The organism is Streptomyces sp. NPDC041200 (genome assembly GCF_055591805.1).
Genome location: NZ_JBVIZF010000019.1, coordinates 77,268 through 100,516, shown reverse-complemented (window position 1 = coordinate 100,516; position 23,249 = coordinate 77,268). Strand labels below are relative to the sequence as shown.

Annotated in this window: 18 protein-coding genes; 12 read left to right on the top strand and 6 right to left on the bottom strand. The window is 73.2% G+C overall.

The annotated features are described in order from the left end of the window. Positions 1-159 precede the first annotated feature (159 nt). The 6 genes from ACZ6CL_RS30835 to ACZ6CL_RS30810 all read left to right on the top strand — a co-directional run bounded on the left by ACZ6CL_RS30835 (position 160) and on the right by ACZ6CL_RS30810 (position 6,895). Positions 160-1,074 (top strand): tryptophan 2,3-dioxygenase family protein, encoded by a 915-nt coding sequence (locus ACZ6CL_RS30835; RefSeq protein ID WP_468941547.1) that lies wholly within the window; start codon positions 160-162, stop codon positions 1,072-1,074. Continuing rightward, entirely contained in the window at positions 1,067-2,314 is a 1,248-nt protein-coding gene (kynU, locus tag ACZ6CL_RS30830; protein WP_468941544.1) for a kynureninase, read from the top strand. The genes ACZ6CL_RS30835 and kynU overlap by 8 nt, the downstream gene beginning before the upstream one ends. Before the next feature lie 3 nt (positions 2,315-2,317). After that, complete coding sequence (locus tag ACZ6CL_RS30825) at positions 2,318-3,433, top strand: alpha/beta hydrolase family protein (RefSeq protein WP_468941541.1); 1,116 nt, start codon at positions 2,318-2,320, stop codon at positions 3,431-3,433. Between the two features lie 75 nt (positions 3,434-3,508). Next, positions 3,509-4,891, top strand: a complete 1,383-nt coding sequence (locus tag ACZ6CL_RS30820; RefSeq protein ID WP_468941538.1) for a sensor histidine kinase — start codon at positions 3,509-3,511, stop codon at positions 4,889-4,891. Next, the gene (locus ACZ6CL_RS30815; protein ID WP_468941536.1) at positions 4,888-5,568 is read left to right on the top strand and encodes a response regulator; all 681 of its coding nucleotides are present in this window, start codon (positions 4,888-4,890) and stop codon (positions 5,566-5,568) included. The genes ACZ6CL_RS30820 and ACZ6CL_RS30815 overlap by 4 nt, the downstream gene beginning before the upstream one ends. Positions 5,569-5,677: 109 nt before the next feature. Beyond that, on the top strand, positions 5,678-6,895 hold the full coding sequence (locus tag ACZ6CL_RS30810) for a cytochrome P450 (RefSeq protein WP_468941533.1): 1,218 nt from the start codon (positions 5,678-5,680) through the stop codon (positions 6,893-6,895). 88 nt (positions 6,896-6,983) lie between these two features. Here the strand turns inward: ACZ6CL_RS30810 and ACZ6CL_RS30805 are convergent, their stop codons facing one another. Then, positions 6,984-8,633: an ABC transporter permease gene (locus ACZ6CL_RS30805; protein WP_468941531.1), complete on the bottom strand. Its 1,650-nt coding sequence runs from the start codon at positions 8,631-8,633 to the stop codon at positions 6,984-6,986. Continuing rightward, positions 8,630-9,580, bottom strand: coding sequence for an ABC transporter ATP-binding protein (locus ACZ6CL_RS30800; protein ID WP_468941528.1), 951 nt, complete (start codon positions 9,578-9,580; stop codon positions 8,630-8,632). Before ACZ6CL_RS30800 ends, ACZ6CL_RS30805 begins: the two co-directional genes overlap by 4 nt. A 101-nt stretch (positions 9,581-9,681) precedes the next feature. On the opposite strand from ACZ6CL_RS30800, the gene ACZ6CL_RS30795 reads away from it, so the two are divergent. Continuing rightward, complete coding sequence (locus ACZ6CL_RS30795) at positions 9,682-10,188, top strand: GbsR/MarR family transcriptional regulator (protein ID WP_468941526.1); 507 nt, start codon at positions 9,682-9,684, stop codon at positions 10,186-10,188. 56 nt (positions 10,189-10,244) lie between these two features. On the opposite strand, the gene ACZ6CL_RS30790 is transcribed toward ACZ6CL_RS30795, so the two are convergent. Next, positions 10,245-11,309 (bottom strand): hypothetical protein, encoded by a 1,065-nt coding sequence (locus ACZ6CL_RS30790; RefSeq protein ID WP_468941616.1) that lies wholly within the window; start codon positions 11,307-11,309, stop codon positions 10,245-10,247. Positions 11,310-11,523: 214 nt separating this feature from the next. On the opposite strand from ACZ6CL_RS30790, the gene ACZ6CL_RS30785 reads away from it, so the two are divergent. After that, positions 11,524-12,807, top strand: coding sequence for an adenylosuccinate synthase (locus ACZ6CL_RS30785; RefSeq protein WP_468941524.1), 1,284 nt, complete (start codon positions 11,524-11,526; stop codon positions 12,805-12,807). A 97-nt stretch (positions 12,808-12,904) separates the two neighbouring features. On the opposite strand, the gene ACZ6CL_RS30780 is transcribed toward ACZ6CL_RS30785, so the two are convergent. Together ACZ6CL_RS30780 and ACZ6CL_RS30775 are read right to left on the bottom strand one after the other, a co-directional pair. Then, positions 12,905-14,761: a protein kinase domain-containing protein gene (locus ACZ6CL_RS30780; protein ID WP_468941522.1), complete on the bottom strand. Its 1,857-nt coding sequence runs from the start codon at positions 14,759-14,761 to the stop codon at positions 12,905-12,907. 53 nt (positions 14,762-14,814) lie between these two features. Continuing rightward, positions 14,815-17,355 carry a serine/threonine protein kinase gene (locus tag ACZ6CL_RS30775; RefSeq protein WP_468941519.1) on the bottom strand — a complete coding sequence of 847 codons (2,541 nt, stop codon included), beginning with the start codon at positions 17,353-17,355 and terminating at the stop codon, positions 14,815-14,817. A gap of 260 nt (positions 17,356-17,615) precedes the next feature. On the opposite strand from ACZ6CL_RS30775, the gene ACZ6CL_RS30770 reads away from it, so the two are divergent. From ACZ6CL_RS30770 to ACZ6CL_RS30760, 3 genes are all read left to right on the top strand, one after another. Further along, positions 17,616-18,986, top strand: coding sequence for an aminotransferase class III-fold pyridoxal phosphate-dependent enzyme (locus ACZ6CL_RS30770; RefSeq protein ID WP_468941517.1), 1,371 nt, complete (start codon positions 17,616-17,618; stop codon positions 18,984-18,986). A 177-nt stretch (positions 18,987-19,163) separates the two neighbouring features. After that, positions 19,164-19,850 (top strand): GntR family transcriptional regulator, encoded by a 687-nt coding sequence (locus ACZ6CL_RS30765; RefSeq protein ID WP_468941515.1) that lies wholly within the window; start codon positions 19,164-19,166, stop codon positions 19,848-19,850. A gap of 162 nt (positions 19,851-20,012) precedes the next feature. Next, positions 20,013-20,663, top strand: coding sequence for a hypothetical protein (locus ACZ6CL_RS30760; RefSeq protein ID WP_468941512.1), 651 nt, complete (start codon positions 20,013-20,015; stop codon positions 20,661-20,663). An 11-nt stretch (positions 20,664-20,674) separates the two neighbouring features. On the opposite strand, the gene ACZ6CL_RS30755 is transcribed toward ACZ6CL_RS30760, so the two are convergent. Next, positions 20,675-21,424: an SLATT domain-containing protein gene (locus tag ACZ6CL_RS30755; protein ID WP_468941510.1), complete on the bottom strand. Its 750-nt coding sequence runs from the start codon at positions 21,422-21,424 to the stop codon at positions 20,675-20,677. Positions 21,425-21,772: 348 nt separating this feature from the next. Here ACZ6CL_RS30755 and purD point away from each other — a divergent pair, with 348 nt between their 5' ends. Continuing rightward, positions 21,773-23,071: a phosphoribosylamine--glycine ligase gene (purD, locus tag ACZ6CL_RS30750; protein WP_468941613.1), complete on the top strand. Its 1,299-nt coding sequence runs from the start codon at positions 21,773-21,775 to the stop codon at positions 23,069-23,071. Positions 23,072-23,249: the final 178 nt, after the last annotated feature.

Genomic DNA, 23,249 nt, shown 5'->3' with positions numbered 1-23,249 from the left:
CTCCGGTGTGCGGGTGCGGAGCGCACTTGCGAGCGGCGCGCGCGGCACGCATGATGCGGGCAGGGACCACTGAAGTGGCCCCTGAGGGGACCGGGGCTCCGAGACCGAAGGGATGGGGCGGACCGCTACCCGGTGGCGAGCAGTACCTCAGGAGATGCGATGTCGCAGCAGCCTGCCCCGAAATCCGCCCCCGACGAAGCCGTCCCCGACGGCGCCGTCCTGTCCGGTGGCGCTCCGTCCGGTGGCGCCCCGTCCGACGGTGAGTCGGACGCGCCCCATCTGGACTTCCAGGGCACGACCCCGTACGAGGACTACGTCCGGGCGTCCGTTCTCACCCACCTCCAGCACCCGCTCTCCGATGACCCCGGCGAGATGGTCTTCCTGGTCACCACCCAGGTCATGGAGCTGTGGTTCACCGTCATCGTCCACGAGTGGCACACCGCCGCGCAGGCGCTGCGCGAAGACGACCTGCCCACCGCGATGGCGGCCCTCAAGCGCTCCACGTACGAGCTGGAGTCGCTGAACGCGTCCTGGAAGCCGCTCGCGCACCTCACGCCCGGCCAGTTCAACGCCTACCGCTCCGCGCTCGGCGACGGCTCCGGCTTCCAGTCCGCGATGTACCGGCGGCTGGAGTTCCTGCTCGGCGAGAAGTCGGCGTCCATGCTGGTCCCGCACCGGGGCGCGCCGCGCGAGTACGCGGAGCTGGAGAAGGCGCTGACCGAGCCCAGCCTCTACGACGAGGTGCTGCGCTTCCTGGCCCGCCGCGGCCACGCCATCCCCGCCGCCGCGCTCGACCGCGACCCCACCCGCCGGTACGAACCGGATCCCGGGGTGGAGCGGGTGTGGCAGGAGATCTACTCCGGCACGAGCGAGGACGAGCTGATCCGGCTCGGCGAGGGGCTGACCGAGGTCGCCGAGCTGGTGTGGCGCTGGCGCAACGACCATCTGGTGGCCACCCGGCGGGCGATGGGCGCCAAGACCGGAACGGGCGGCTCCGCCGGGGTCGCCTGGCTGGAGAAGCGCGCCGCGAAGAACGTCTTCCCCGAGCTGTGGACGGCGCGCAGCCATGTCTGACACGACGCTCCCCAAGGAGCTGACCGCCGAGGCCGACGCGCTCGACGCGGCCGATGAACTCCGCGCCAAGCGCGACGCCTTCGCCCTCGACGACGAGACGGGCACCGAGACCGTCTACCTCGACGGCAATTCGCTCGGGGCGCTGCCCCGCGCCGTCCCCGCCCGGCTGGCCGACGTCGTGGCCCGCGAATGGGGGCAGATGCGCATCCGCTCCTGGGACGAGAGCGGCTGGTGGACCGCCCCCGAGCGGATCGGCGACCGCGTGGGGCGGATCGTCGGCGCCGCCCCAGGACAGGTGGTGGTCGGTGACTCGACCAGCGTGAACGTCTTCAAGGCGGTCGTCGCGGCGGTACGCATCGCCCAGGAGCGCGGCGCCCACCGCGACCAGATCGTGGTGGACGAGTCCACCTTCCCCACCGACGGCTACATCGCCGAATCCGCCGCCCGCATGACCGGCTGCACCGTGCGGGCCGTGGCGGCGGGCGACGTACCGACCGCGGTCGGGCCGCGCACCGCCGTCGCGCTCGTCAACCACGTCGACTACCGGACCGGCCGCCTCCACGACCTGCCCGGCACGACGGCCGCCATCCACGCGGCCGGGGCCCTCGCCGTCTGGGACCTCTGCCACAGCGCGGGCGCGCTGCCGGTGGGGCTCGACGCGCACGGGGTCGACCTCGCCGTCGGCTGCACGTACAAGTACCTCAACGGGGGCCCGGGCGCGCCCGCCTACCTGTACGTGGCGCGGGAGCACCAGCCACGGTTCGACTCCCCGCTCCCCGGCTGGAACTCCCATGCCGACCCCTTCGGCATGACCCCCGCCTACACCCCCGCCGAGGGCGCGGTGCGCGGCCGCGTCGGCACCCCCGACATCCTCTCCATGCTCGCGCTGGAAGCCGCGCTGGAGGTGTGGGACGACGTCCCGGTCGAGGCCGTACGGGCGAAGAGCCTGGCCCTGACGGACTTCTTCCTGCGGTGCGTCGAGCGTTACGTCCCGGCCGGTCGCGTCCAGTCCGTCACCCCGGCCGCCCACGCGGAACGCGGCAGCCAGATCGCGCTGCGCTGCGCCGACGCGGGCCCGGCGATGGCCGAACTGATCCGGCGCGGTGTCGTCGGCGACTTCCGCCGCCCCGACGTGCTGCGCTTCGGCTTCACCCCGCTCTACACCGGCTTTGCCGAGGTGGAGCGGGCGGCGCGGGTGCTGGCCGAGGTCCTGGACGACCTGCGGAGCGAGGTGGGCTGACCGATGAGCCGTGACGCGGCCGCCGAGGAGGCGTCCCTCTTCGGCCACGCCCCGGTGGCGCCCGACGCGACGGCCGCGTACGGCGAACACCCGGACCAGGTGGTGGACTTCCACCTCCCCCGGGACCCCTCGGGCCCCGCCGCCCCCCTGGTCATCCTCTTCCACGGCGGCGCCTGGCGCGCCCCCTACGACCGCCACCACCTGACCCCGTTCGCCGCTTACCTGGCCAGCCACGGCCTGGCGGTGGCCCTGCCGGAATACCGCCGCGGCGCGGCGGCGGACGGCGGTGCCGGAGTTGGGCAGGACCGCGCGGGGATGTCGACCGCTGGGGACGGCGACGCCGACGGCGGATCGGCGGTTTCCGGTGGCTGTGATGCCGGGGCGGCGGCCGTCGGGCCGCACGACGAACGCCTCGGCCAGGTCCCTCAGGGCACGGACGGAGGGTCCGCGGCCAGCGCCGGGCAGGACGCCGCCGGGGCGCCGGGCGACCAGAACGACGGCGGCGGCGAGCCGTACCGTGAACACCCGCCAGGGGCGCAGCACCTGGCGGGCCGGTGGCCGGAGACCTTCGATGACATCGCCGCCGTGGTGGACCGGGTGCCGCAGCTCGTGCGGGAGTTGGGGCTCGGTGGGGTCGACGCGGAGCGCGTCGTGCTCGCCGGGCACTCCGCGGGCGGGCACGCCGTGCTGTGGGCGGCGGCCCGGCACCGCATGCCGCCGGGCACCCGGTGGCATCTGACCACGCCGCCCCCGCTCTGCGGCGTCGTCGCGCTCGCCCCGATCGCGGATCTCACCGCCGCCCGCGCGCTGCGGGTGTGCTCGGACGCCGTCGACCAGCTGCTCGGCGACCGGATCGCCGCCCGGCTGCCGCTCGCCGATCCCGCCGCGCTGTTGCCCACCGGCGTGCCCACCGTCCTGGTGCAGGGCGGCACGGACGTCGACGTTCCGCCGCAGGTCGCGGACTCCTTCGCGGCGGCCGGGGCGGTCGCCGGGCAGCCGCCGCGGGTGGTGCGTATCGCCGCCGCCGGGCACTTTCCGCTGATCGACCCGGCCACCGCCGCCGCCCGCACGGTCGCCGACGAGATCGCCCGCATCGGCGCGGGGCCATCACACCCGTAGTACCTGAGAGGGACGCCGGACAATCACTATCTGTGGGGACGACGCTGGGCCGCAGCGCTCTCTACGGTGTGAGACGTGACCCAGACGATCCCGCGGACCGAACTCCGCATCGCCCGCAGTGCGCTGGCAGGCCTGCGGCAAGATTTGATGAACGACGCGTTCGCCCTCCGTCCGCTGCCGCCGCTGGATTCCGGGAATCCGCTGATGCGCCGGTTCCCGGAGCGGGCCCGGCGATACGCGGGCTGGCTGCCGCACACCGCGCTCACCGCCTCCGCGTTCTACGTCATGGCGCAGTCGGTCTTCATGGTGTCCGACGATATGAGCCTGGTCCTGGCCCTGCTGAGCGGGGTGCCGCTGCTGCTGACACTGCTCCGGCCGGTCGGCGCCTGGTGGCTGTCGTTCGGGGCGAGCGCCGTGGTCGGGCTGGAACTGCTGCCCCTGGAACCGACGGTGGGTTGGCCGTGGCCCATTCCGCTGGCCATCTCCCACGTCCTGGTGATGGTGATGGTCGCGGTCCGGTCGCGTCCCCGGGCGGCCGTCGAGATATGGCTGCTCACGGCCCTTCTCGCGGGTGTCGCCGAGTACGTCAGCGACCCACCCCCGTATGTCTCCCCGGACACCTTCCTGGTGCTGTTGGTCTCCGGCCTGGTGCTCTGCGCCGTCGTCAGCGTGCGCAGTCAGCGCGAGAGCAAGCGCCAGATCGCGGTGCAGGAGTCGGTGACCGTCGAGGAGCGCTCCCGCCGCACCACGCTGGAGGAGCGCGCGACCATCGCGCGGGAGCTGCACGACGTCGTCGCGCACCACATGTCCGTCATCGCCATCCAGGCGGAGGCGGCCCCGTACCGGGTGGAGAACCCGCCCGAGGAGCTGACCAGGAGCTTCGCGACCATCCGGGAGAACGCGGTGATCGCCCTCAACGAGCTGCGCCGGGTGCTCGGCGTGGTGCGGGCCGATGACATCGCCACGGGCACCGACCCCGAGGCGCCCCAGCCCACGCTGGCCGCGCTCGACGGCCTCATCGCGGGGGTGCGGGCGGCGGGCCTGTCGGTCGACCACGTCACGACCGGCGCGGTGCGCCCGCTGCCGCAGGGCGTGGAGCTGTCCGCGTACCGCATCGTGCAGGAGGCGCTGAGCAACGCGCTGCGCCACGCCCCGGGTTCCTCGGCGCGCGTCGAGGTGTCGTATGTGCTGGGCGGCCTCGGGCTGCGCATCGTCAACGGGCCGCCCACCAAGGCGGTGCCGCCCTCGCCGGGCATGGGGCACGGGCTGCTCGGCATGCGGGAGCGGGTCACGATGCTGGGCGGGGAGATACGGGCCGGGGAGATACGGGCCGGGGCGAGGGAGGAGGACGGCGGCTACGAGATCACCGTCTTCATCCCGGTTCCGGAGACGGCGGACCCGGAGACGGCTGCTCCGGAGACGGCGGTTCTGGAGACGGCGACGGAGCCAACGGCATGACGGCCATCCGCGTGCTGATCGTCGACGATCAGGTGATGGTCCGCGAGGGCTTCTCCGTGCTGCTGGGCGCCCAGCCGGACATCGAGGTCGTCGGCGAGGCGGTCGACGGCCGTGAGGCGATCGCCCAGGTCGCTGCGGTGCGCCCGGACGTGGTCCTGATGGACATCCGGATGCCCGAGCTGAACGGGCTGGAGGCGACGCGGGAGATCGTGGCGGCGGACGCCGAGGCCAAGGTCCTGGTGCTGACCACCTTCGACCTCGACGAGTACGTCTATCAGGCGCTCCGCGCCGGGGCGAGCGGCTTTTTGCTCAAGGACGCCTCGGCCCGTCAGCTCGGCGAGGCGGTGCGGGTGGTGGCGGCGGGGGAGGCGCTGCTGGCGCCCACCGTCACCAAGCGGCTCATCGCGACGTTCTCGCAGCTCGGCGAGTCCGTCCTGCCGGGTGCGGCGCGGCCGGGCCCGCAGGAGCGGCTGGACGAGCTGACCGAGCGGGAGAACGAGGTGCTGGTGCTGGTCGCGAAGGGCCGGTCCAACGCGGAGATCGCGGAGCATCTGGTGGTGGCCGAGTCGACGGTGAAGACCCATGTGAGCCGGGTCCTGGTGAAGCTCGGTCTGCGCGACCGCACCCAGGCCGCGGTCTTCGCGTACGAGGCGCGGCTTGTGACCCCGGGAGCCTGACCACGGGAGTCTGACCACGGACGTGGCCGCCGTTCCGGCCACCGAGCTGATCGCCGACAACAGCCGAAGGCCTCTGGAGGACGGGCCAATCCAGCGGTACGGTCCGGTCATGACCAGCGCAGCTCCTGCTTTCGACCCGTGGCAGCCGTCGTTCGTCGCCGACCCCTACCCGGCCTACGCGAGCCTGCGCGAGCGCGGCAGGGCCCACTGGTTCGCGCCCTCCCGCCAGTGGCTCATCCCGCACTTCGAGGATGTGCGCGCTCTGCTGACCGACCGTCGGCTGGGCCGTACGTATCTGCACCGCTTCAGCCACGAGGAGTTCGGCCGCACCGCCCCGCCGCCCGAGCACGAGCCGTTCCACACCCTCAACGGCAACGGCATGCTGGACTTGGAGGCGCCGGACCACACCCGGCTGCGGCGGCTCGTCTCCAAGGCGTTCACCCCGCGCACGGTCCAGGGGCTGGTGCCGACGGTCCGGCGGCTGGCGGACGGGCTGGTGGACTCGTTCGTCGCCTCCGGCGGCGGCGACCTCATCGCGGCGGTCGCCGAGCCGCTGCCGGTCGAGGTCATCGCCGAGATGCTGGGCATTCCGCCCGCCGACCGCCCGGCGCTGCGCCCTTGGTCGGCGGATATCTGCGGGATGTTCGAGCTGAACCCGGGCGAGGAGACGGCGCGCCGTGCGGTCCGGGCGTCGGAGGAGTTCTCGGAGTATCTGCGCGGGCTGATCGCCGCCCGCCGCAAGCACGCGGGCGAGGATCTGATCAGCGCGCTGATCGCCGCGCACGACGAGGGGGACCGGCTCTCCGAGCAGGAGATGGTGTCCACCTGTGTGCTGCTGCTGAACGCGGGCCACGAGGCCACCGTCAACACCACCGGCAACGGCTGGTGGACGCTCTTCCGCCACCCCGACCAGCTGGCCCGGCTGCGGTCCGCCCCGGACGCGCTGCTGTCCACCGCTGTGGACGAGCTGCTGCGGTACGACACCCCGCTGCAGCTGTTCGAGCGCTGGGTCCTGGAGGACATCCGGGTCGGCGACACCCTCATCCCGCGCGGCAGCGAGGTCGCCCTGCTCTTCGGTTCGGCCAACCGCGATCCGGCCCGCTTCGAGCGGCCCGACACGCTCGACCTCGCCCGCGCCGACAACCCCCACCTCAGCTTCGGCGCCGGGATCCACTACTGCCTGGGCGCCCCGCTGGCCCGTATCGAACTCGCCGCGTCCTTCGGCGCGCTGCTGCGCCCCGCGCCCGGGCTGCGGCTCGTCGCGGAGCCGGTGTGGCAGCCGGGATATGTGATTCGCGGGCTGACGGAACTCCTGGTCGAGGTCTGAGCCGGGACCAGGCACACACACGACTCGGCGCCGGACCCGCCACAGGGGGTGGGCGGGTCCGGCGCCGAGGCAAGGGGGCTGACGGAGGTCAACCGATGTCGCGGCGGCGCAGGGCCACCAGCCCTCCGGCGGTCAGGACGGCCGAGGCCAGCACCATCCACACGAACGGCGCCGCGGTGGCGTCCTCACCGGGCAGCTTCGGCAGATGGCTGAAGGGCGAGGTGTTCATGATGGACTGCGACACCTTGAGCGCCGGGCCCATCCAGCCGAGGGCGACCACCCAGCCGACCAGGCCCCAGGCGGCGGCCGAATACTTCGGGAGCATCCCGATGAGCAGCACCGTCAGGCTGGTGACCAGCCACACCGCGGGGGTCTGGGAGAGCGCGGCGCCCAGGACGCGCGGCAGCGAGCCGCCCACGTCGCCCGACGCCAGCCCGTAGCCGAGGCCTAGCGCGAGACCGCCGACGGCGAGCACGGCGACCGGGCCGAGGTAGGAGATGACCAGGTGGCTGGCGGCCCACCGCACCCGGCTGACCGCGTTGGACAGCAGCGGTTCGGCCCGCTGGTCGGTCTCCTCGCCGCGCAGCCGCAGCACGGAGCTGGCGGCGTAGACGGTGAGGATGGTGCCGAGGACGCCGACCATGGAGGCCAGGAAGGCGTCGTTGAGCCCCTGGGCGCCGCCCATGCGCTGGATGATCTCGCGGCTCTGGTCGCTGTCGCCGAGGAAGTCGTCGGCGCCGTCCGAGATGGCGCCGAAGATCGCGCCGGCGAAGACGAACCCGGCGGCCCATCCGGCCAGGGCGCCGCGCTGGAGGCGCCAGCCCAGGCCGAAGACGCCCCGCAGGAACGGCCCGGCGGCGGGCGGTCCGGGGCGGGTCGCGTAGAAGCTGGCGCCGACGTCGCGGCGCCCGGCCAGCGAGTACGCGACGGAGATCGACGCGGCGGCCAGCACCGCGATCAGCAGCAGCGGCCACCAGCGCTCGGTCGCGAACGGCCGGGCGTACTCGGCCCAGCCCAGCGGCGAGAGCCAGACCAGCACATGGCCGGAGCCCTTGGAGCCGTCCTCGGCGGCGTCGCCCGCCATGCGCAGCACGAACGCCACGCCGACCGCGGCCGAGGAGAGCCCCCGGGCCAGCCGCGCGCTCTCGGTGAGCTGGGCGGCGATGGCGGCCAGACCGCCGAAGGCCATCCCGGACAGGCCCACGGCCAGCCCCAGCGCGACCGCCCCACTGCCGCCCTGGGCCGCGAGACCGCCCGCGACGAGCAGGGTGACGGCGCCGTTGGCGATGGCCACGGTGAGCAGGGCCGAGGTGAGGCCCGCGCGGCGGCCGACCACACAGGAGGACAACGCCTCCTGGCGGCCGGTCTCCTCCTCCTCGCGGGTGTGCCGGATGACGATGAGCAGGCTCATGATCGCGGCGAACACCGTGAGGAACGCGCCCACCCGCCAGACGGTGAGCGCCCCGAGCGAGTCGCCGAAGGCGGTGCCGAACAGCGCGCGGGTCGCCCCGTTGCCGTTCATGTCCTGGACGAGCTGGGTGCGCTGGGCGGGCGTCTCGTAGGCGCTGTCGAGGCGGCCCACGGTGCTGGAGGCGGTCAGCCCGAGGCACAGCACCCACACCGGCATCATGATCCGGTCACGGCGCAGCGCGAGCCGCAGCAGTGTGCCGGTGCCGGTCAGGTCGCGGGACGAGCCGCGGGCCCGGCCGGTGACCCGCGTGTCGGCTACGGCGGTCATCGGACGACCGCCTCTTCGGTGTCGGTGCCGGTCCCGGTGCCCGCCTCGGCGCCAGCGCGCGTGACGTCGTCCTGGTAGTGGCGGAGGAACAGCTCTTCCAGGGTGGGCGGGGTGGAGGTGAGGCTGCGCACGCCCGCCTCGGTGAGCCGCCGCAGCACGGCGTCCAGCTTGTCGCTGTCGACCTGGAGCTTGACGTTGCGGTCCTGGACGTCGAGGCCGTGGACGCCGGGCAGCCCGGACAGTCCGGTGGGCGGGGCGGCCAGCTCGGCGGTCACCGACGTACGCGTCAGATGGCGCAGCTCGGCGAGGGTGCCGGACTCGACCCGCCGGCCCTTGCGGATGATGCTGACCCGCCCGCACAACGCCTCGACCTCGCTGAGGATGTGGCTGGAGAGCAGCACGGTGCGACCGCGGTCGCGCTCCTCGGCCACGCACTCGCGGAAGATCTCCTCCATCAGCGGGTCGAGCCCGGAGGTCGGCTCGTCGAGGATCAGCAGCTCGACCTCGGAGGCGAAGGCGGCGACCAGCGCGACCTTCTGGCGGTTGCCCTTGGAGTAGGTGTGGCCCTTCTTGGTCGGGTCCAGCTCGAACCGCTCCAGCAGCTGGGCCCGCCGGGTCTGGTCCAGCCCGCCGCGGAGCCGCCCGTACAGGTCGATGACCTCGCCACCGCTCAGGCTGCGCCACAGGGTGACGTCTCCGGGGACGTACGCGATGTGCTGATGGAGGTCGACCGCATCGTGCCAGGGGTCCTTGCCGAGGAGCTGGACCGCACCGGAGTCGGCGCGCAGCAGGCCGAGCAGGACTCGGATGCTGGTGGATTTCCCGGCGCCGTTGGGACCGAGGAAGCCATGGACCTCACCCGCCTCGACTTCGAGGTCGAGGCCGTCCAACGCGTGGGTCCGGCCGAAGGACTTGTGCAGGCCGGACGCGGAGATTGCCGTTGTCATGATTGCGAAGCTACGCTACTTTCACAAATTTGTGAAGTTAAGGAACCATATAAACTTATGATGATGTGACGAAGAGAGGGGATGATGAGCCGGTGAGGGAGATGATCGAAGAACAAGACGTACGTGATGACGAGGCGGTGTCCCGGTTCGTCGAGCGGTTCGCCGCCGACCTCGTCGAGGCCGGGATGCAGCGGATGGGAGCCCGCGTCTTCGCCGCGCTCCTCGTCTCCGACTCCGGCGCGCTCACCTCCGCCGAACTCGCCGAGCGGCTCCAGATCAGCCCGGCCGCCGTCTCCGGCGCGATCCGCTACCTCGCCCAGGTCGACCTGGTCGCGCGGGAGCGCGAACCGGGCTCCCGGCGCGAGCGCTACCGGCTCTACAACGAGGTCTGGTACGAGACGATGACCCGCCGCGACCAGGTGCTCACGCGCTGGGAGTCCACCATGCGGGACGGCGCGAAGGTCCTCGGCCCCGGGACCCCGGCCGGACAGCGGGCCGCCGAGACCGCCGAGTTCTTCGAGTTCATGCAAGCCGAGCTGCGCACGGTGCTGGAGCGCTGGCGCGCCCTCCAGGCGGCGGCCCGCGCCGATGGGGCCGAGGAGCCGTAAGAGGAGCCGCCAGCGGTACGAGCCGTCAGCGGTACGCGTCGTCAGCGGTCCGGCGGTCAGCGGCGGTGCGGCAGGGTGAGGTTCCACGCCCCGGCCAGCACCGTCCACGTCCGGCTGCGCACCGGGCCGCGCACCAGCGCGTCCGAGTGGTAGCGGAAGTCCTGGCCGGAAACGGTGACGGCCCGGGCCCGCGCCGTGACCGGCCCCTCGGCGCCATCGCCCGCGTGCGGATGGACCACCACGTCGGCCAGCCCGCCGCCCGGCGCGGCCGTCGACACCGAGACCCCCTCGACCCGCCGGTCCAGATCGGTCAGCAGCACCCCGTCCGCCTCGACCCGCAGCCGCTGCGGCGGCGGCTGCGCCCGGCGTCCCCGGCCGCCCCCGCCGAGCCCCATGACCGGCAGCGACAGCAGGGTCAGCGCCGTCCGCGCGGTGCGCGCCGCCGGGGTCCACCAGGGGTGGTGGCCGCCGGTGGCACAGCCGCCCGCGCCCCGCGCCCCCGCCTCGCCGCCCGGCCCGGCTCCACCGCCGGGCCCGGTCGCACCGGTGGGGCCCACGGCGTACGGAGCGCAGTCGCAGTCGCAGTCGCAGCCGCACTCGCAGCCGTCCACCGCCCCGCCCGGCGCGCTGCCGCCCACGGCACCGTTCGCGGCGCCCGGCCCGGTGCGGGAGGGCCCGGCCGGGCCCGGTGGCGCCGTACCGGCCGCGCCGTCCCCGCCGGGGATGCGCAGGCCGCCGAGGACCACCCCGCCGCTCTCGTCGACCAGCAGGTCACGGGGGCGGGCGGCCCCGTCGAGCACCGTGCGCGCCGCCGCGACCGCGTCCGTCGGCACGCCGAGCGCATGGGCGAGGGCGACCGTGGCCGCCCCGCCGACGGGCACGACCGACAGCGCCGCGTCCGCCAGCTCGCGCTGCCGGTGCAGCATCTCCACGACCCGCAGCAGGGCCCGGTCGTCGCCCACCACCACCGGCCGCCGGCCGCCGCGCCGGGCGAGTGCCCGCTCGACTTCCTCGGGCCCGTCCGGCAGGCAGATTTTCGTTTGCGCGCCCGCACACAGCACATCTTTCGCGATGCGCACCGACTCCCCGTCCGTTCGCCGGGCGGTGGGGTCGATGACCATGAGCAGGCGGCGCCCCCGGACGGTGTCCGGCGGAGAGTGCCAGGGGTCTGGAGCCGACACCTCGGTCCTTCCTCAGGTAATCTCTCGGTGCAAGAGCCCCTGTCGCTGTTGCGCCAGGGGCTTCGTCTATCCGGGGCACCGGTTCGACGGCTCTTGTGGTGACGCACGCCACCACGCACGTTGGACATGCCCCGCCCGGAAGGGGTGTACGCCTGTGCCCGCACTTGTGCTGCTCGGTGCTCAGTGGGGTGACGAGGGCAAGGGAAAGGCCACCGACCTACTCGGTGGCTCGGTCGACTATGTGGTCCGCTACCAGGGCGGCAACAACGCGGGTCACACGGTGGTGGTCGGCGACCAGAAGTACGCCCTGCACCTGCTCCCGTCCGGCATCCTCTCGCCCGGATGCACTCCCGTCATCGGTAACGGCGTCGTCGTCGACCCCGCGGTCCTGCTCTCCGAGCTGAGCGGGCTGAACGAGCGCGGCGTCGACACGTCCAAGCTGCTGATCAGCGGTAACGCGCACCTGATCACGCCGTATCACACGACGATCGACAAGGTGACGGAACGCTTCCTCGGGAAGCGCAAGATCGGCACCACCGGCCGTGGCATCGGCCCGTCCTACGCCGACAAGATCAACCGCGTCGGCATCCGGGTCCAGGACATCTTCGACGAGTCGATCCTGCGGCAGAAGGTCGAGGCCGCTCTCGACTTCAAGAACCAGGTGCTCGCCAAGCTCTACAACCGCCGCGCCATCGCCGTGGACCAGGTGGTCGAGGAGCTGCTGGGGTACGCGGACCAGCTCGGCGGCTACGTCGCCGACACGACCCTGATCCTCAACAACGCCATCGACCAGGGCCAGGTCGTGCTCTTCGAGGGCGGCCAGGGCACCCTGCTCGACGTCGACCACGGCACGTACCCCTTCGTCACCTCCTCCAACCCGACCGCGGGCGGCGCCTGCACCGGGACCGGGGTCGGGCCGACGAAGGTCAACCGCGTGATCGGGATCCTGAAGGCCTACACCACGCGTGTCGGCGCGGGCCCCTTCCCGACCGAGCTGCTGGACGAGGACGGCGAGAAGCTCCGCACCATCGGCGGCGAGCGCGGTGTGACCACCGGCCGCGACCGGCGCTGCGGCTGGTTCGACGCGGTGATCGCGCGCTACGCGACCCGGGTCAACGGGCTCACCGACTTCTTCCTCACCAAGCTCGACGTGCTCACCGGCTGGGAGCGGATCCCGGTGTGCGTGGCGTACGAGATCGACGGCAAGCGGGTCGAGGAACTGCCGTACAGCCAGACCGACTTCCACCACGCCAAGCCGATCTACGAGACGCTGCCGGGCTGGTCGGAGGACATCACCCAGGCCAAGACCTTCGACGACCTGCCGAAGAACGCGCAGAAGTACGTGCAGGCGCTGGAGGAGATGTCCGGCGCGCCGATCTCGGCGATCGGCGTCGGCCCGGGCCGGGACGAGACGATCCAGATCAACTCGTTCCTCTGAGCCACGGTCCTCGGCCCCTGGCCCACCGCGTACGGCCCGCACGAACGGCGTCATCGCGCCGCGTGCGGGCCGTCGTGCGTCAGGCGCCCCGGGCTGTTCAGACCGCGGGAGGGCCGAAGACCCCGGCGGGCACGGGCGGTTGTTGCTGCTGCCGCTGCGCCGCCCGGCGCCGCTCCTGCATCCCGGTCAGCTTCACCACCACGGTGATCGCCAGCACCGCGGCCAGCAGCGAGATGCCGTCGTCCGCGATGTGACCGGCGACCCCGACCCGCTCGTCCAGGGTCCTGCTGCCTTCGATGACCACTTCCAGGAGCCCGGCGGACGGGGCGGAGAAGCACATCAGCACGAACGCCGTCCACCACCAGTGCAGCGCCGCGCGGGGCACCCGTCCGGGGCCCGGGCGAGCGCTGGCGGTCCAGATGTCGTTCGCGATCTGCTTGGGGATCCACAGCAGGGCGATCGGGATGAACCACGCTCCGACGGCGTAGCCGCTGCCGAACCGCAACCGGCCGGGGGACAGGGCCGTGGCGTTGACGTACGTACGCCGGAACCACACCAGCCACAGCACGACCAGCGCCACCACGCACATGCCCAGGGCGCCGTCCAGCGAGGCGACCGCCTCCGCCCTGCGGTCGACCGCGGCGGCGCTCCCCTCGTCCTCGGCCAGGTCGCGGAGCGCGCCGAACTGCGACATCCGCAGATACAGATCGCTGATCGTCAACAGCATCCACACGACGAACACGGCCACCAGGCTGTTCCCCAGCGCGCGCACCGAGCGCACCTTCCGCTCCGCGGCCGCGGGGCCGGCCGGGGTCTGGTACCCGCCACCCGCCTGCGGCCACGCGCTGCCCGGCTGCTGCTGCCCCAAGGGCCCCGCGGGCCCGCCCATCGGGTACCCGTACGCCGCCGGGGCGCTGGGCGCGCCGTACGCCGACGGGGGGTGGGGCGTAGAGGGCCCGGGCGGCGCGGCGGCCGGACCCGCGCTCGGAGTGGCGTACGCGCTCTGCGGTGCGGCGGGCGCCGGAGCCGTCGCCTGCTGATGCGGGTTCTCGGCCTCCAGCAGCTGCAGCGCGTCCCGCCCGAGCCGGGCCAGCAGCCCGCCCGGCAGCCACGGCTCGGCGCCGTCCGGCGCCGCCGCCTCGGTGTACGCGATCAGGTCCGGCACCGACGGCCGCTGCGCCGGTTCCTTGCTCAGACAGGCGCTGACCAGGCCGAGCAGCCCCTCGGGCAGCCCCTCGAGATCGGGCTCTTCCTGGGCTATTCGGTACATCAGCGCGTGGATGCCGCTGTCCACCCGGCCGAACGGCTGCCGACCGGTGGCCGCGAACGCGAGCACCGACCCCAGGCAGAACACATCGCTGGCCGTGGTCACGGTCTCGCCGCGCACCTGCTCCGGCGACATGAACCCCGGCGAGCCGACGACCGCGCCCGTCACCGTCAGATTGCTGTTGCCGCCGCCCACCGCGTCCAGGGCGCGGGCGATGCCGAAGTCGATGACCCGCGGGCCGTCGATCGTGATCAGGATGTTGGACGGTTTGAGATCGCGGTGGATCAGCCCCGCGCCGTGGATGTCGCGCAGCGCCAGCGACAGACCGTGCGCCAGGACCCGCACGGACTGCTCGGGCAGCGCCCCGAAGTCATCGGCCACCACCTCGTGCAGCGACGGCCCCCCGATGTACCCCGTGGCCACCCAGGGCACCGCGGCCTCGGTGTCGGCGTCGAGCACGGGCGCGGTCCACTGGCCGCCCACCCGTCTCGCCGCCTCCACCTCACGCTTGAAGCGGCCCCGGAAATCCGGTTGCCGGGCGAGTTCGGCCTGCACCAGCTTCACGGCGACGGTACGGCCACGGGCCGAACGGGCGAGGTACACCTTGCCCATTCCGCCTTCGCCGAGCCTGCCGAGCAGCTGGTACTCGCCGATCCACCGCGGGTCCTGGGCCCCGAGGTTCTCCATCGCGGTGTGGCTCCTGTCCGTGTGCCGATGGTCCCCGTACGCCGATCGGCCGATCAGTTCAGACGGGTGAAGGTCTGGGTCATCGTCTCATCGCTGAAGCTGTCCGGGTCTTCATACACGACCCGGAGCTTGTCCTTTCCAGACGCGGTGAAAGTGAGCGAGGTTCCCGGCTCGCACAGATCCTCCGGTGTGGCCTTCGTGACCTTGACGGGGCTGAGCACCAGGCCCTTCTCGACCGAGGCCAGCATCCGCTTGCCCTCGCAGTGGTACTTGCTGCTGTCGCCGACCTCCTCGGCCACCGCGGTGCCGTACGCACCCTGACCGATCGTCAGTTTCCGGGTGGCGCCCGCCTCGCCGAACGCGTCCTTGGCCAGCCACGTGCCCTCGTAGGCGGCCGGTACGGGCGTGTCCCCGGTCTTCGAGGGGCGCAGCGTCGCCTCCGCGGAGCCGTCCGTGGTGCTCCACGCCAGTGAGCCGTCGTCCCCCAGCCGCAGGGTCTGCTCCCCGACGGCGCCGCACGCCTCCTCGGGCACGCTGGCCGTCACGGACTCGTCCTCGATCACCAGCAGGCTGTCCGCCGACTTGAGGGTCGCCGAACTCCGGCAGAACTCATCCGGCGCGGACATCTGCGTGTCCGCCACCGCTGAGCCGACCGCGCCCTGCGAGAGGACGATCCGGCGGATCTTGCCGGTGGAGTCGCCGTCGTCCTCCTTGATCTCGCCCTCCCAGGCGCCCAGATAGCTCTGCGGTACGTCGCCGGTCGTGCCCAGCTGGGTGGACGACGGCCCCGGCGACCCCGAACCCCCGCCGGGCGCCTTCGACTTCCCGGGCCCGGTGTGGGGCGGGGTGTGGGTCATCTTGTCGTAGTCGGTGGCCTGCTTGTCCTTGTCGCTGTTGGACATGACGACGGCGACGGCCGCCGCCCCGGCGATGAGCACGGTGGCGAGTACGGCCGAGACGACGACAACCGTCTTACCCCGCCCCGGCTTGCCCTTCGGCCCGCCGGGGCCGCTGGGCCCGCTGCCGGACCCGCCGGGCGGCGTCGGCGGCCCGAACGACGTGACCGCAGGCGGCCCGAACGCCTGCCCCGCGGCGCCCGCGTACGGCCCACCCTGCGGTGCGCCTCGCGGCGGGGTGCTGCCCTGCGGCCCGGCGGGGCCCTGCGCAGTGGCGGCAGCCTGCGCCGCACCCTGCGGTCCTGCGGCCGAGCCCCCTGCGGCGTAGGGGCCTGCGGCCTGCGGTGCGCCGTGCGACGTCGCCCTGGCGGAGCCCTGCGGTTCGGCCTGCGGCGGTGTCGCGGCTCGCGCCGCGCCGTGCGGGCCCGCGGCGGGGTCCCCGGGGGCGTACGGCCCGGCGGCCTGCGGCCCGGCGGGGCTCCGCGGTGTGGCGGCGGCGTGCGGCGCTCCCTCCGTTCCGGCCGGGGGCTGGCCGGTGCGGGCTCCGGACTGCGGGGCCACGGAGGGCTGCTGCGGTGCCTCCTCCCGCGCGGGTGCCGCCTGTGGCGGGGCGGACGCGGGGCGCGGGGGTGTGGCGCTCGAAGGCGGCGTGCTGGGCGGGGGCGGGAGCAGGGGGTACGACGTGGCGGACGGCGGGGCGGCGGGCGGCGGCGGGACGGCGGGGCCCGCCGTCGGCGGGAGCGGCGGCGGGGCGGGCACCGCGGGCCGTATCGGGGACGCGGCGGGCGTCTCCACGTCGAGCAACTGCACCGCGTGGCGGCCGAGCTGGGCGACGAGCCCGCCCGGCAGCCAGGGCTCGGCGTCCGTGCCCGCCCCGTCCTCCGGACGACCGTCGGTGCGCTCCAGCAGCCCGTCCAGGGTGGGACGTTCCTCCGGGGCCTTCCGCAGGCAGTCGGTGACCAGCTCGCGCAGTCCCTCCGGCAGCCCGGTCAGGTCGGGCTGCTCCTGGGCGATGCGGTACATCACCGCGTGCACACCGCTGTCCGCCGTGCCGAAGGGCTGGCGGCCGGTGGCGGCGAAGGCGAGCACCGAGCCGAGGCAGAAGACGTCGCTGGCGGGGGTGACGCGTTCGCCGCGCACCTGCTCCGGCGACATGAAGCCCGGTGAGCCGACGACCGCGCCGCTGCGCGTGAGGATGCCGTCGGTGACGGTCTCCAGCGCGCGGGCGATGCCGAAGTCGATGACGCGCGGGCCGTCGATGGTGATGAGGACGTTGGAGGGCTTGAGGTCGCGGTGGACGAGACCGGCGCCGTGGATGGACCGCAGGGCGTGGGTGAGGCCGTTGCCGAGGATGCGCACGGTCCGTTCGGGCAGCGGACCGGACTCGGCGACGATGGCGTGGAGCGAGGGCCCGGCGATGTAGCCGGTGGCGACCCACGGGGTGGCGGCCTCGGTGTCGGCGTCGAGGACCGGGGCCGTCCACGCGCCGCCCACCCGCTGGGCGGCCCGCACTTCCTGGGTGAAGCGCCGCCGGAATTCGCTTTGCCGCGCGAGCTCGGGCTGTACGAGTTTCACCGCGACCGTCCGGCCCCGCGCCGAGTACGCCAGGAACACCCGCCCCATGCCGCCCGCGCCCAGCCGCCTCAGCAGTCGGTACTCGCCGATCCAGCGTGGGTCTTCCGCCCCCAGGTCTTCCATGGCGTCGAACGTCCCTTCCCTGATCCCCCTGATCAGCCCCCTGGAGAGAATAAAGGCGGCCGTGAGGGAAGGGGACGGCGCGGACGATCCGTTACCGGTTCCGTATACACGGGGTACGCGGTCCATGAACACGGCTCCCCGGCCCGACACCCTGCCGGGTGAGCGGGCCGAAGCTGTACACCTTGGCGGTGTGCGGCCGGTCCGGGGGCTCCGTACGCTGGGGGGCGCCCCAGACCCGCGAGCGATCCGAGGTAGCGAACGTGTCCGTGCAGCCCACGCACCCCACCCCCGATCCCGCCGCCGGCGCCGCCGTCAAGGCCGCTGACCGCGCGCATGTCTTCCACTCCTGGTCCGCGCAGGGGCTGATCGACCCGCTCGCGATCGCGGGCGCCGACGGCTCGTACTTCTGGGACTACGAGGGCAACCGCTACCTCGACTTCAGCTGTCAGCTGGTCAACACCAACATCGGCCACCAGCACCCCAAGGTCGTCGCCGCCATCCAGGAGCAGGCGGCGAAGATGTGCACGATCGCGCCCGGCTTCGCCGTGGACGTACGGTCCGAGGCGGCGCGGCTGGTCGCCGAGCGCACCCCCGGCGATCTGGACAAGATCTTCTTCACCAACGGCGGCGCCGAGGCGGTCGAGAACGCGCTCCGCATGGCCCGGCTGCACACCGGCCGCTCCAAGGCGCTCTCCGCCTACCGCTCGTACCACGGCGCCACCGCCGCCGCGATCAACCTGACCGGTGACCCGCGCCGCTGGCCGTCCGACACCGCCTCGGCCGGGGTCGTCCACTTCTGGGCGCCGTTCCTCTACCGCTCGCCGTTCCACGCCGAGAACGAGGCGCAGGAGTGCGAGCGCGCGCTGCGCCACCTGGAAGACACCATCGCCTACGAGGGTCCCGCGACCATCGCCGCGATCATCCTGGAGACCATCCCCGGCACCGCCGGGATCATGGTGCCGCCGCCCGGCTATCTGGCCGGGGTGCGGGAGATCTGCGACCGGTACGGGATCGTGTTCATCCTGGACGAGGTCATGGCGGGCTTCGGCCGCACCGGCCACTGGTTCGCGGCCGACCACTTCGGCGTCACCCCGGACCTCCTGACCTTCGCCAAGGGCGTCAACTCCGGCTATGTGCCGCTCGGTGGCGTCGCCATCTCCGCCGAGATCGCCGCCACCTTCGACCAGCGGCCCTACCCCGGCGGCCTCACCTACTCCGGGCATCCGCTCGCCTGCGCCTCCGCCGTCGCCACCATCAACGCGATGGCGGAGGAGGGCATCGTGGAGAACGCGGCCGCTACGGGGAAGGACGTGATCGGCCCGGCCCTGAAGGAGATCGCCGAGCGCCACCCGTCGGTCGGCGAGGTGCGCGGTCTGGGCGTCTTCTGGGCGCTCGATCTGGTCAAGAACAAGGAGACGCGCGAACCGCTCGTCCCGTACAACGCGAGCGGCGCCGCCAATCAGCCGATGGCCGACTTCGCGGCCGCCTGCAAGCGCGGCGGGCTGTGGCCGTTCGTGAACATGAACCGAACGCATGTGGTGCCGCCGTGCACGGTCACCGAGTCCGAGGCCAAGGAGGGTCTGGCCATCCTGGACGAGGCGCTGAACGCGGCGGACGCCCACACCGCGTAGCCGCGTCCTCACCGTGACGTCACGTCCCCTTCACACCTCATAGCCACATATAGGTGTCCGGTGTAGACCACCACCTGACTCTGCGTACTTTGCGCAACGGCCCTCGCATATCGTGATGCGAGGGCCGTCCGCTTCCGGATGACATGACACGACGGCCGCGGAAGGAGACGGTCCTCGATGCCCGTGCCCGGCACCAGCCCGGTCAAGCGGAACACCCTGCGGCAGCAGATCGCCGACGCGCTGTGTGACGAGGTGCTCGCGGGCAGACTGCCGGCGGGGCGGCAGTTCACCGTCAAGGAGATGGCCGACCATTACGGCGTCTCCGCCACCCCGGTCCGCGAGGCCCTGCTCGACCTGTGCTCACAGGGGCTGCTGGACGTCGAGGAACACCGTGGCTTCAAGGTCCACGAGTTCACCATCAAGGACTTCCGGCACATGGTCGACGCCCGCAACATGGTCGTCGAGGGGCTGTTCCGGCATGCCGTCGAGCAGACGCTGAGCACCATGAACCCGCAGTCCCTCGGGTCGGTGCGGCGCCGCGCCGAGGCCGCCGAGCGGGCCGCCCGCTGCGGAGACCTCGACATCCTCATCGGCTACGACCTGCGCTTCTGGCGCGAGATATGCGGACTGGTCGGCAACCCCTACATCACCGACTTCCTCCAGCGGCTGCGCATGCAGACCTGGGTCTTCACCGTGCCCTATCTGCGCCGGGTCCCCGACCTGCGCGGCGAACTGTGGGCGGGCCACTGCGAACTGACGGCGGCCGTCACCCGCGGTGACCCCACGGCGTCCGAGCGGCTGATAGCGGCGTACAACGCGCACTTCCGTGCGCTCATCGAGCGGTTGGTCACCGACGCCCCCTGAGCACCACCCCGGGCACCCACCCGAGCACCCAGCCGAGCGCCCGCCTGAGCGCCCACCTGAGGGTGAGAGCTGCCGTCTGCGCTCTTCGCGCCGCGTACCCGGGGCACTACGCTGAACCGACCAGCGACCATACGGATACGACGGATACGAGAGTGAGATCGCGTGGCCTGTGACCTCTGGCTGGTCCCCCTCGTCGATGTGCTGTGCCACAGCCCCGACAATCCCTTCGCCGACGAGATCGCAACCTACGACAAGGCACTCGGTGACGCCGGTCTGCCGCCGGTGCCCGTCCTCGGCTACATGCCCGGCCTGTCAGGGGACGTCGCCCCGGTAGCCGGATTCGACTACGACGCACTCCACTTCCTCCGCCGCGCCTACCTGCTGCAGCTGTGCGGACTCGCGGTCACCCCGGTCGACGAACTCGGCGGGGACTACGAGCAGTTGCTGGAGATGTTCGAGCCCACGGCCCAGCAGTCGCACCTGGTGTGGCACTACGACCACGCGGGCGCGTACGTTCCCGTCGACTTCCCGAGCCCGCTGGCCAACGACGAACTCATGGAGGGCGGCGGCCCGCTGGGGTCCAGCCACGGGCTGCTGCGCGAACTGGAAGCGGTCGCCCCGGCACTCGGCATCGACCCGGCCAACCCCCCGGCCGCTCCCACGCCCCCCTCCCGGCCGACCAGCCTGGAGGAACCGGCCACGCCCGGACCGTACGAGGACAGCCCGTTCGCGCGCGAACGCCATGTCTGGCTGGGGCTGCACGCGGCCGCGACCCGCAGCCTGGGCCAGGGCTCGATGATCCTCTTCAGCTGAGCCGCCCAGTCCTAGCGGGGCGGCTCGGGAGGACGCTGCCGCGGCATGTTGGGGCGGGTGCTGCCCGGCGGCAGCGGAAAGCGGTGCGCGGGGCTCCCGCTGTCCGGGCGGGAGCCCTGGGCCACCAGCGACTGGGTGAACAGCGAATGGGTGAACATCGGCGCCGACCCCGAGCCGAAGTCCACCATCCAGCCCGCGGTCTCCATCCGCACCAGCTCCGACACGTCCTCGCAGAACCGCCGCAGCACCGCGAGACACCGCTCCACGGCCTCCGACGCGGTGCCCTCGGTCGGACCCAGCACCTCCCGGACGCTCTCCGACGCCCAGTCGAACTGCAGCGACTCCAGCCGCCGCTGCACGGCCTGCGCCGTGGCCACGTCCCGCATCCAGCCGGACGTCAGCCCGAAGTACCGGTCGCAGCCCACGCACGCGACGGCCAGCAGCAGCGCCAGCGCGCCCCACCCGGCCCCGCCGCCCAGCACCCCGTTCAGCTCCAGCAGCGCCAGTACGACCCCCGCCACCGCCCCCGCCGCGGCCCCCGCCCGCAGCGCCCGGGCGGCCCGGCGCTTCCACAGCCGGTCGGCCAGATACCAGTCGCCCACCCGCAGCGCGCCCTCCTCGACCCACCGGTACAGCTCGTCGAGGCGCTGGGCGGGCTCCCCCCAGTCGCCGTGCGGGAACGACCGGCCGAGCAGGTCCTCCCGTGTCCTCGCCCCCTCCTGCCGAGGGAGTTCCTCGGGCTGCATCTCCGGCTGACTCACCCGTGCACTCCCTCTGCGGTGGTGTTTCTCCCAGGCCCTGTCCCGCGAAGATCCGCCGGATAGGACCTGGCGCGCGGCTGATGCGCAACGACCATTCCTACCGCCGAACGGCTGGCCACGCGGCCACGATCACGGGTATTCCGCCCATAAGTGGTGGACATCGGATATAGGGCCCCATCCCCGCTCACCCGAAAGAGTGCCCGCCCGCCCCGGACACGCCTCGCCCCCGCCCCCCGGACACGCCTCGCCCCCGACCCCGGCCCACGCCGCGCCCCCGCCCCCGCGGCGGTGCCGGGCGGGGCGGGGGCGCGGGGCCGCCCGGACGGGGGAGGCCGTAGGGTGCCTACCGTGAAGGTCCTCGTCATCGGCGGCGGCGCCCGCGAACACGCCCTGTGCCGCTCCCTCTCCCTCGATCCCGACGTCACCGCTCTGCACTGCGCGCCCGGCAACGCCGGGATCGCGGAGGTCGCCGAGCTGCACGCCGTCGACGCCCTCGACGGCGCCGCCGTCGCCGGTCTGGCCGCCACCCTGGAAGCGGACCTGGTCGTCGTCGGCCCGGAGGCGCCGCTCGTCGCGGGCGTCGCGGACGCCGTGCGCGCCCGGGGCATCCCGGCCTTCGGACCGTCCGCCGAGGCGGCGCGGCTGGAGGGGTCGAAGGCGTTCGCGAAGGACGTCATGGCGGCGGCGAACGTGCCCACCGCCCGCGCCTACGTCTGCACCACCCCCGCCGAGGTCGACGAGGCCCTGGACGCCTTCGGCCCGCCGTACGTGGTCAAGGACGACGGCCTCGCCGCGGGCAAGGGCGTCGTGGTGACCGGCGATCTGGCGGCCGCCCGCGAGCACGCGCTGGCCTGCGGACGCGTGGTGATCGAGGAGTTCCTGGACGGCCCCGAGGTGTCGCTGTTCGCGGTGACCGACGGCGAGACCGTCGTACCGCTCCAGCCAGCCCAGGACTTCAAGCGCGCGTACGACGGCGACGAGGGCCCGAACACCGGTGGCATGGGTGCCTACTCCCCGCTGCCCTGGGCCGACCACGCCCTGGTGGACGAGGTCGTGGCCACGGTCTGCCAGCCCACCGTCGACGAGCTGCGCCGCCGCGGCACCCCCTTCTCCGGGCTGCTGTACGCGGGGCTCGCGATCACCTCGCGCGGGGTGCGGGTCATCGAGTTCAACGCGCGCTTCGGCGACCCGGAGACCCAGGTCGTGCTGGCCCGGCTGAAGACCCCGCTCGCCGGTCTGCTGAAGGCCGCCGCGACCGGTGCGCTGGCTGCAGAGCCGCCGCTGCGCTGGAGCGACGGCGCCGCGGTGACCGTCGTGATCGCCTCGCACAACTACCCCGGCACCCCGCGCACCGGTGACCCGATCACCGGTCTTGACGAGGTGGCCGCCGAGGACGCGCCCACGGCGTACGTGCTGCACGCGGGCACCAAGCGGGACAGCGCGTCCGGCGACGTGGTGAGCGCGGGCGGACGGGTGCTGTCCGTCACCGCGTCCGGCTCCGACCTGGGCAAGGCCCGGGAGCGGGTCTACCGGGCGGTGTCCCGGATCGGGCTCGACGGCTCCCACCACCGGACCGACATCGCGGCGAAGGCGGCCACCGAGGGCGCGGGCGGCCCGGTCGGCGCGGACGGTGCTGACGGCGCCTGAGCCCGGGCCCCGGGCCGGAGTTCCCGGTTCTCCCCAAGGCCATTCCATCGGGTGAGGGCTTCCGCATCCTGCTGACGCACGCCCCGCCTCCAACTACTGTGCCGCTCAGGCGAGGTGCGGCAACTGGCCCATCGGCATTGCGGAGCGGGCGGCCGGTGCCACAGTGGGGGGATAGACA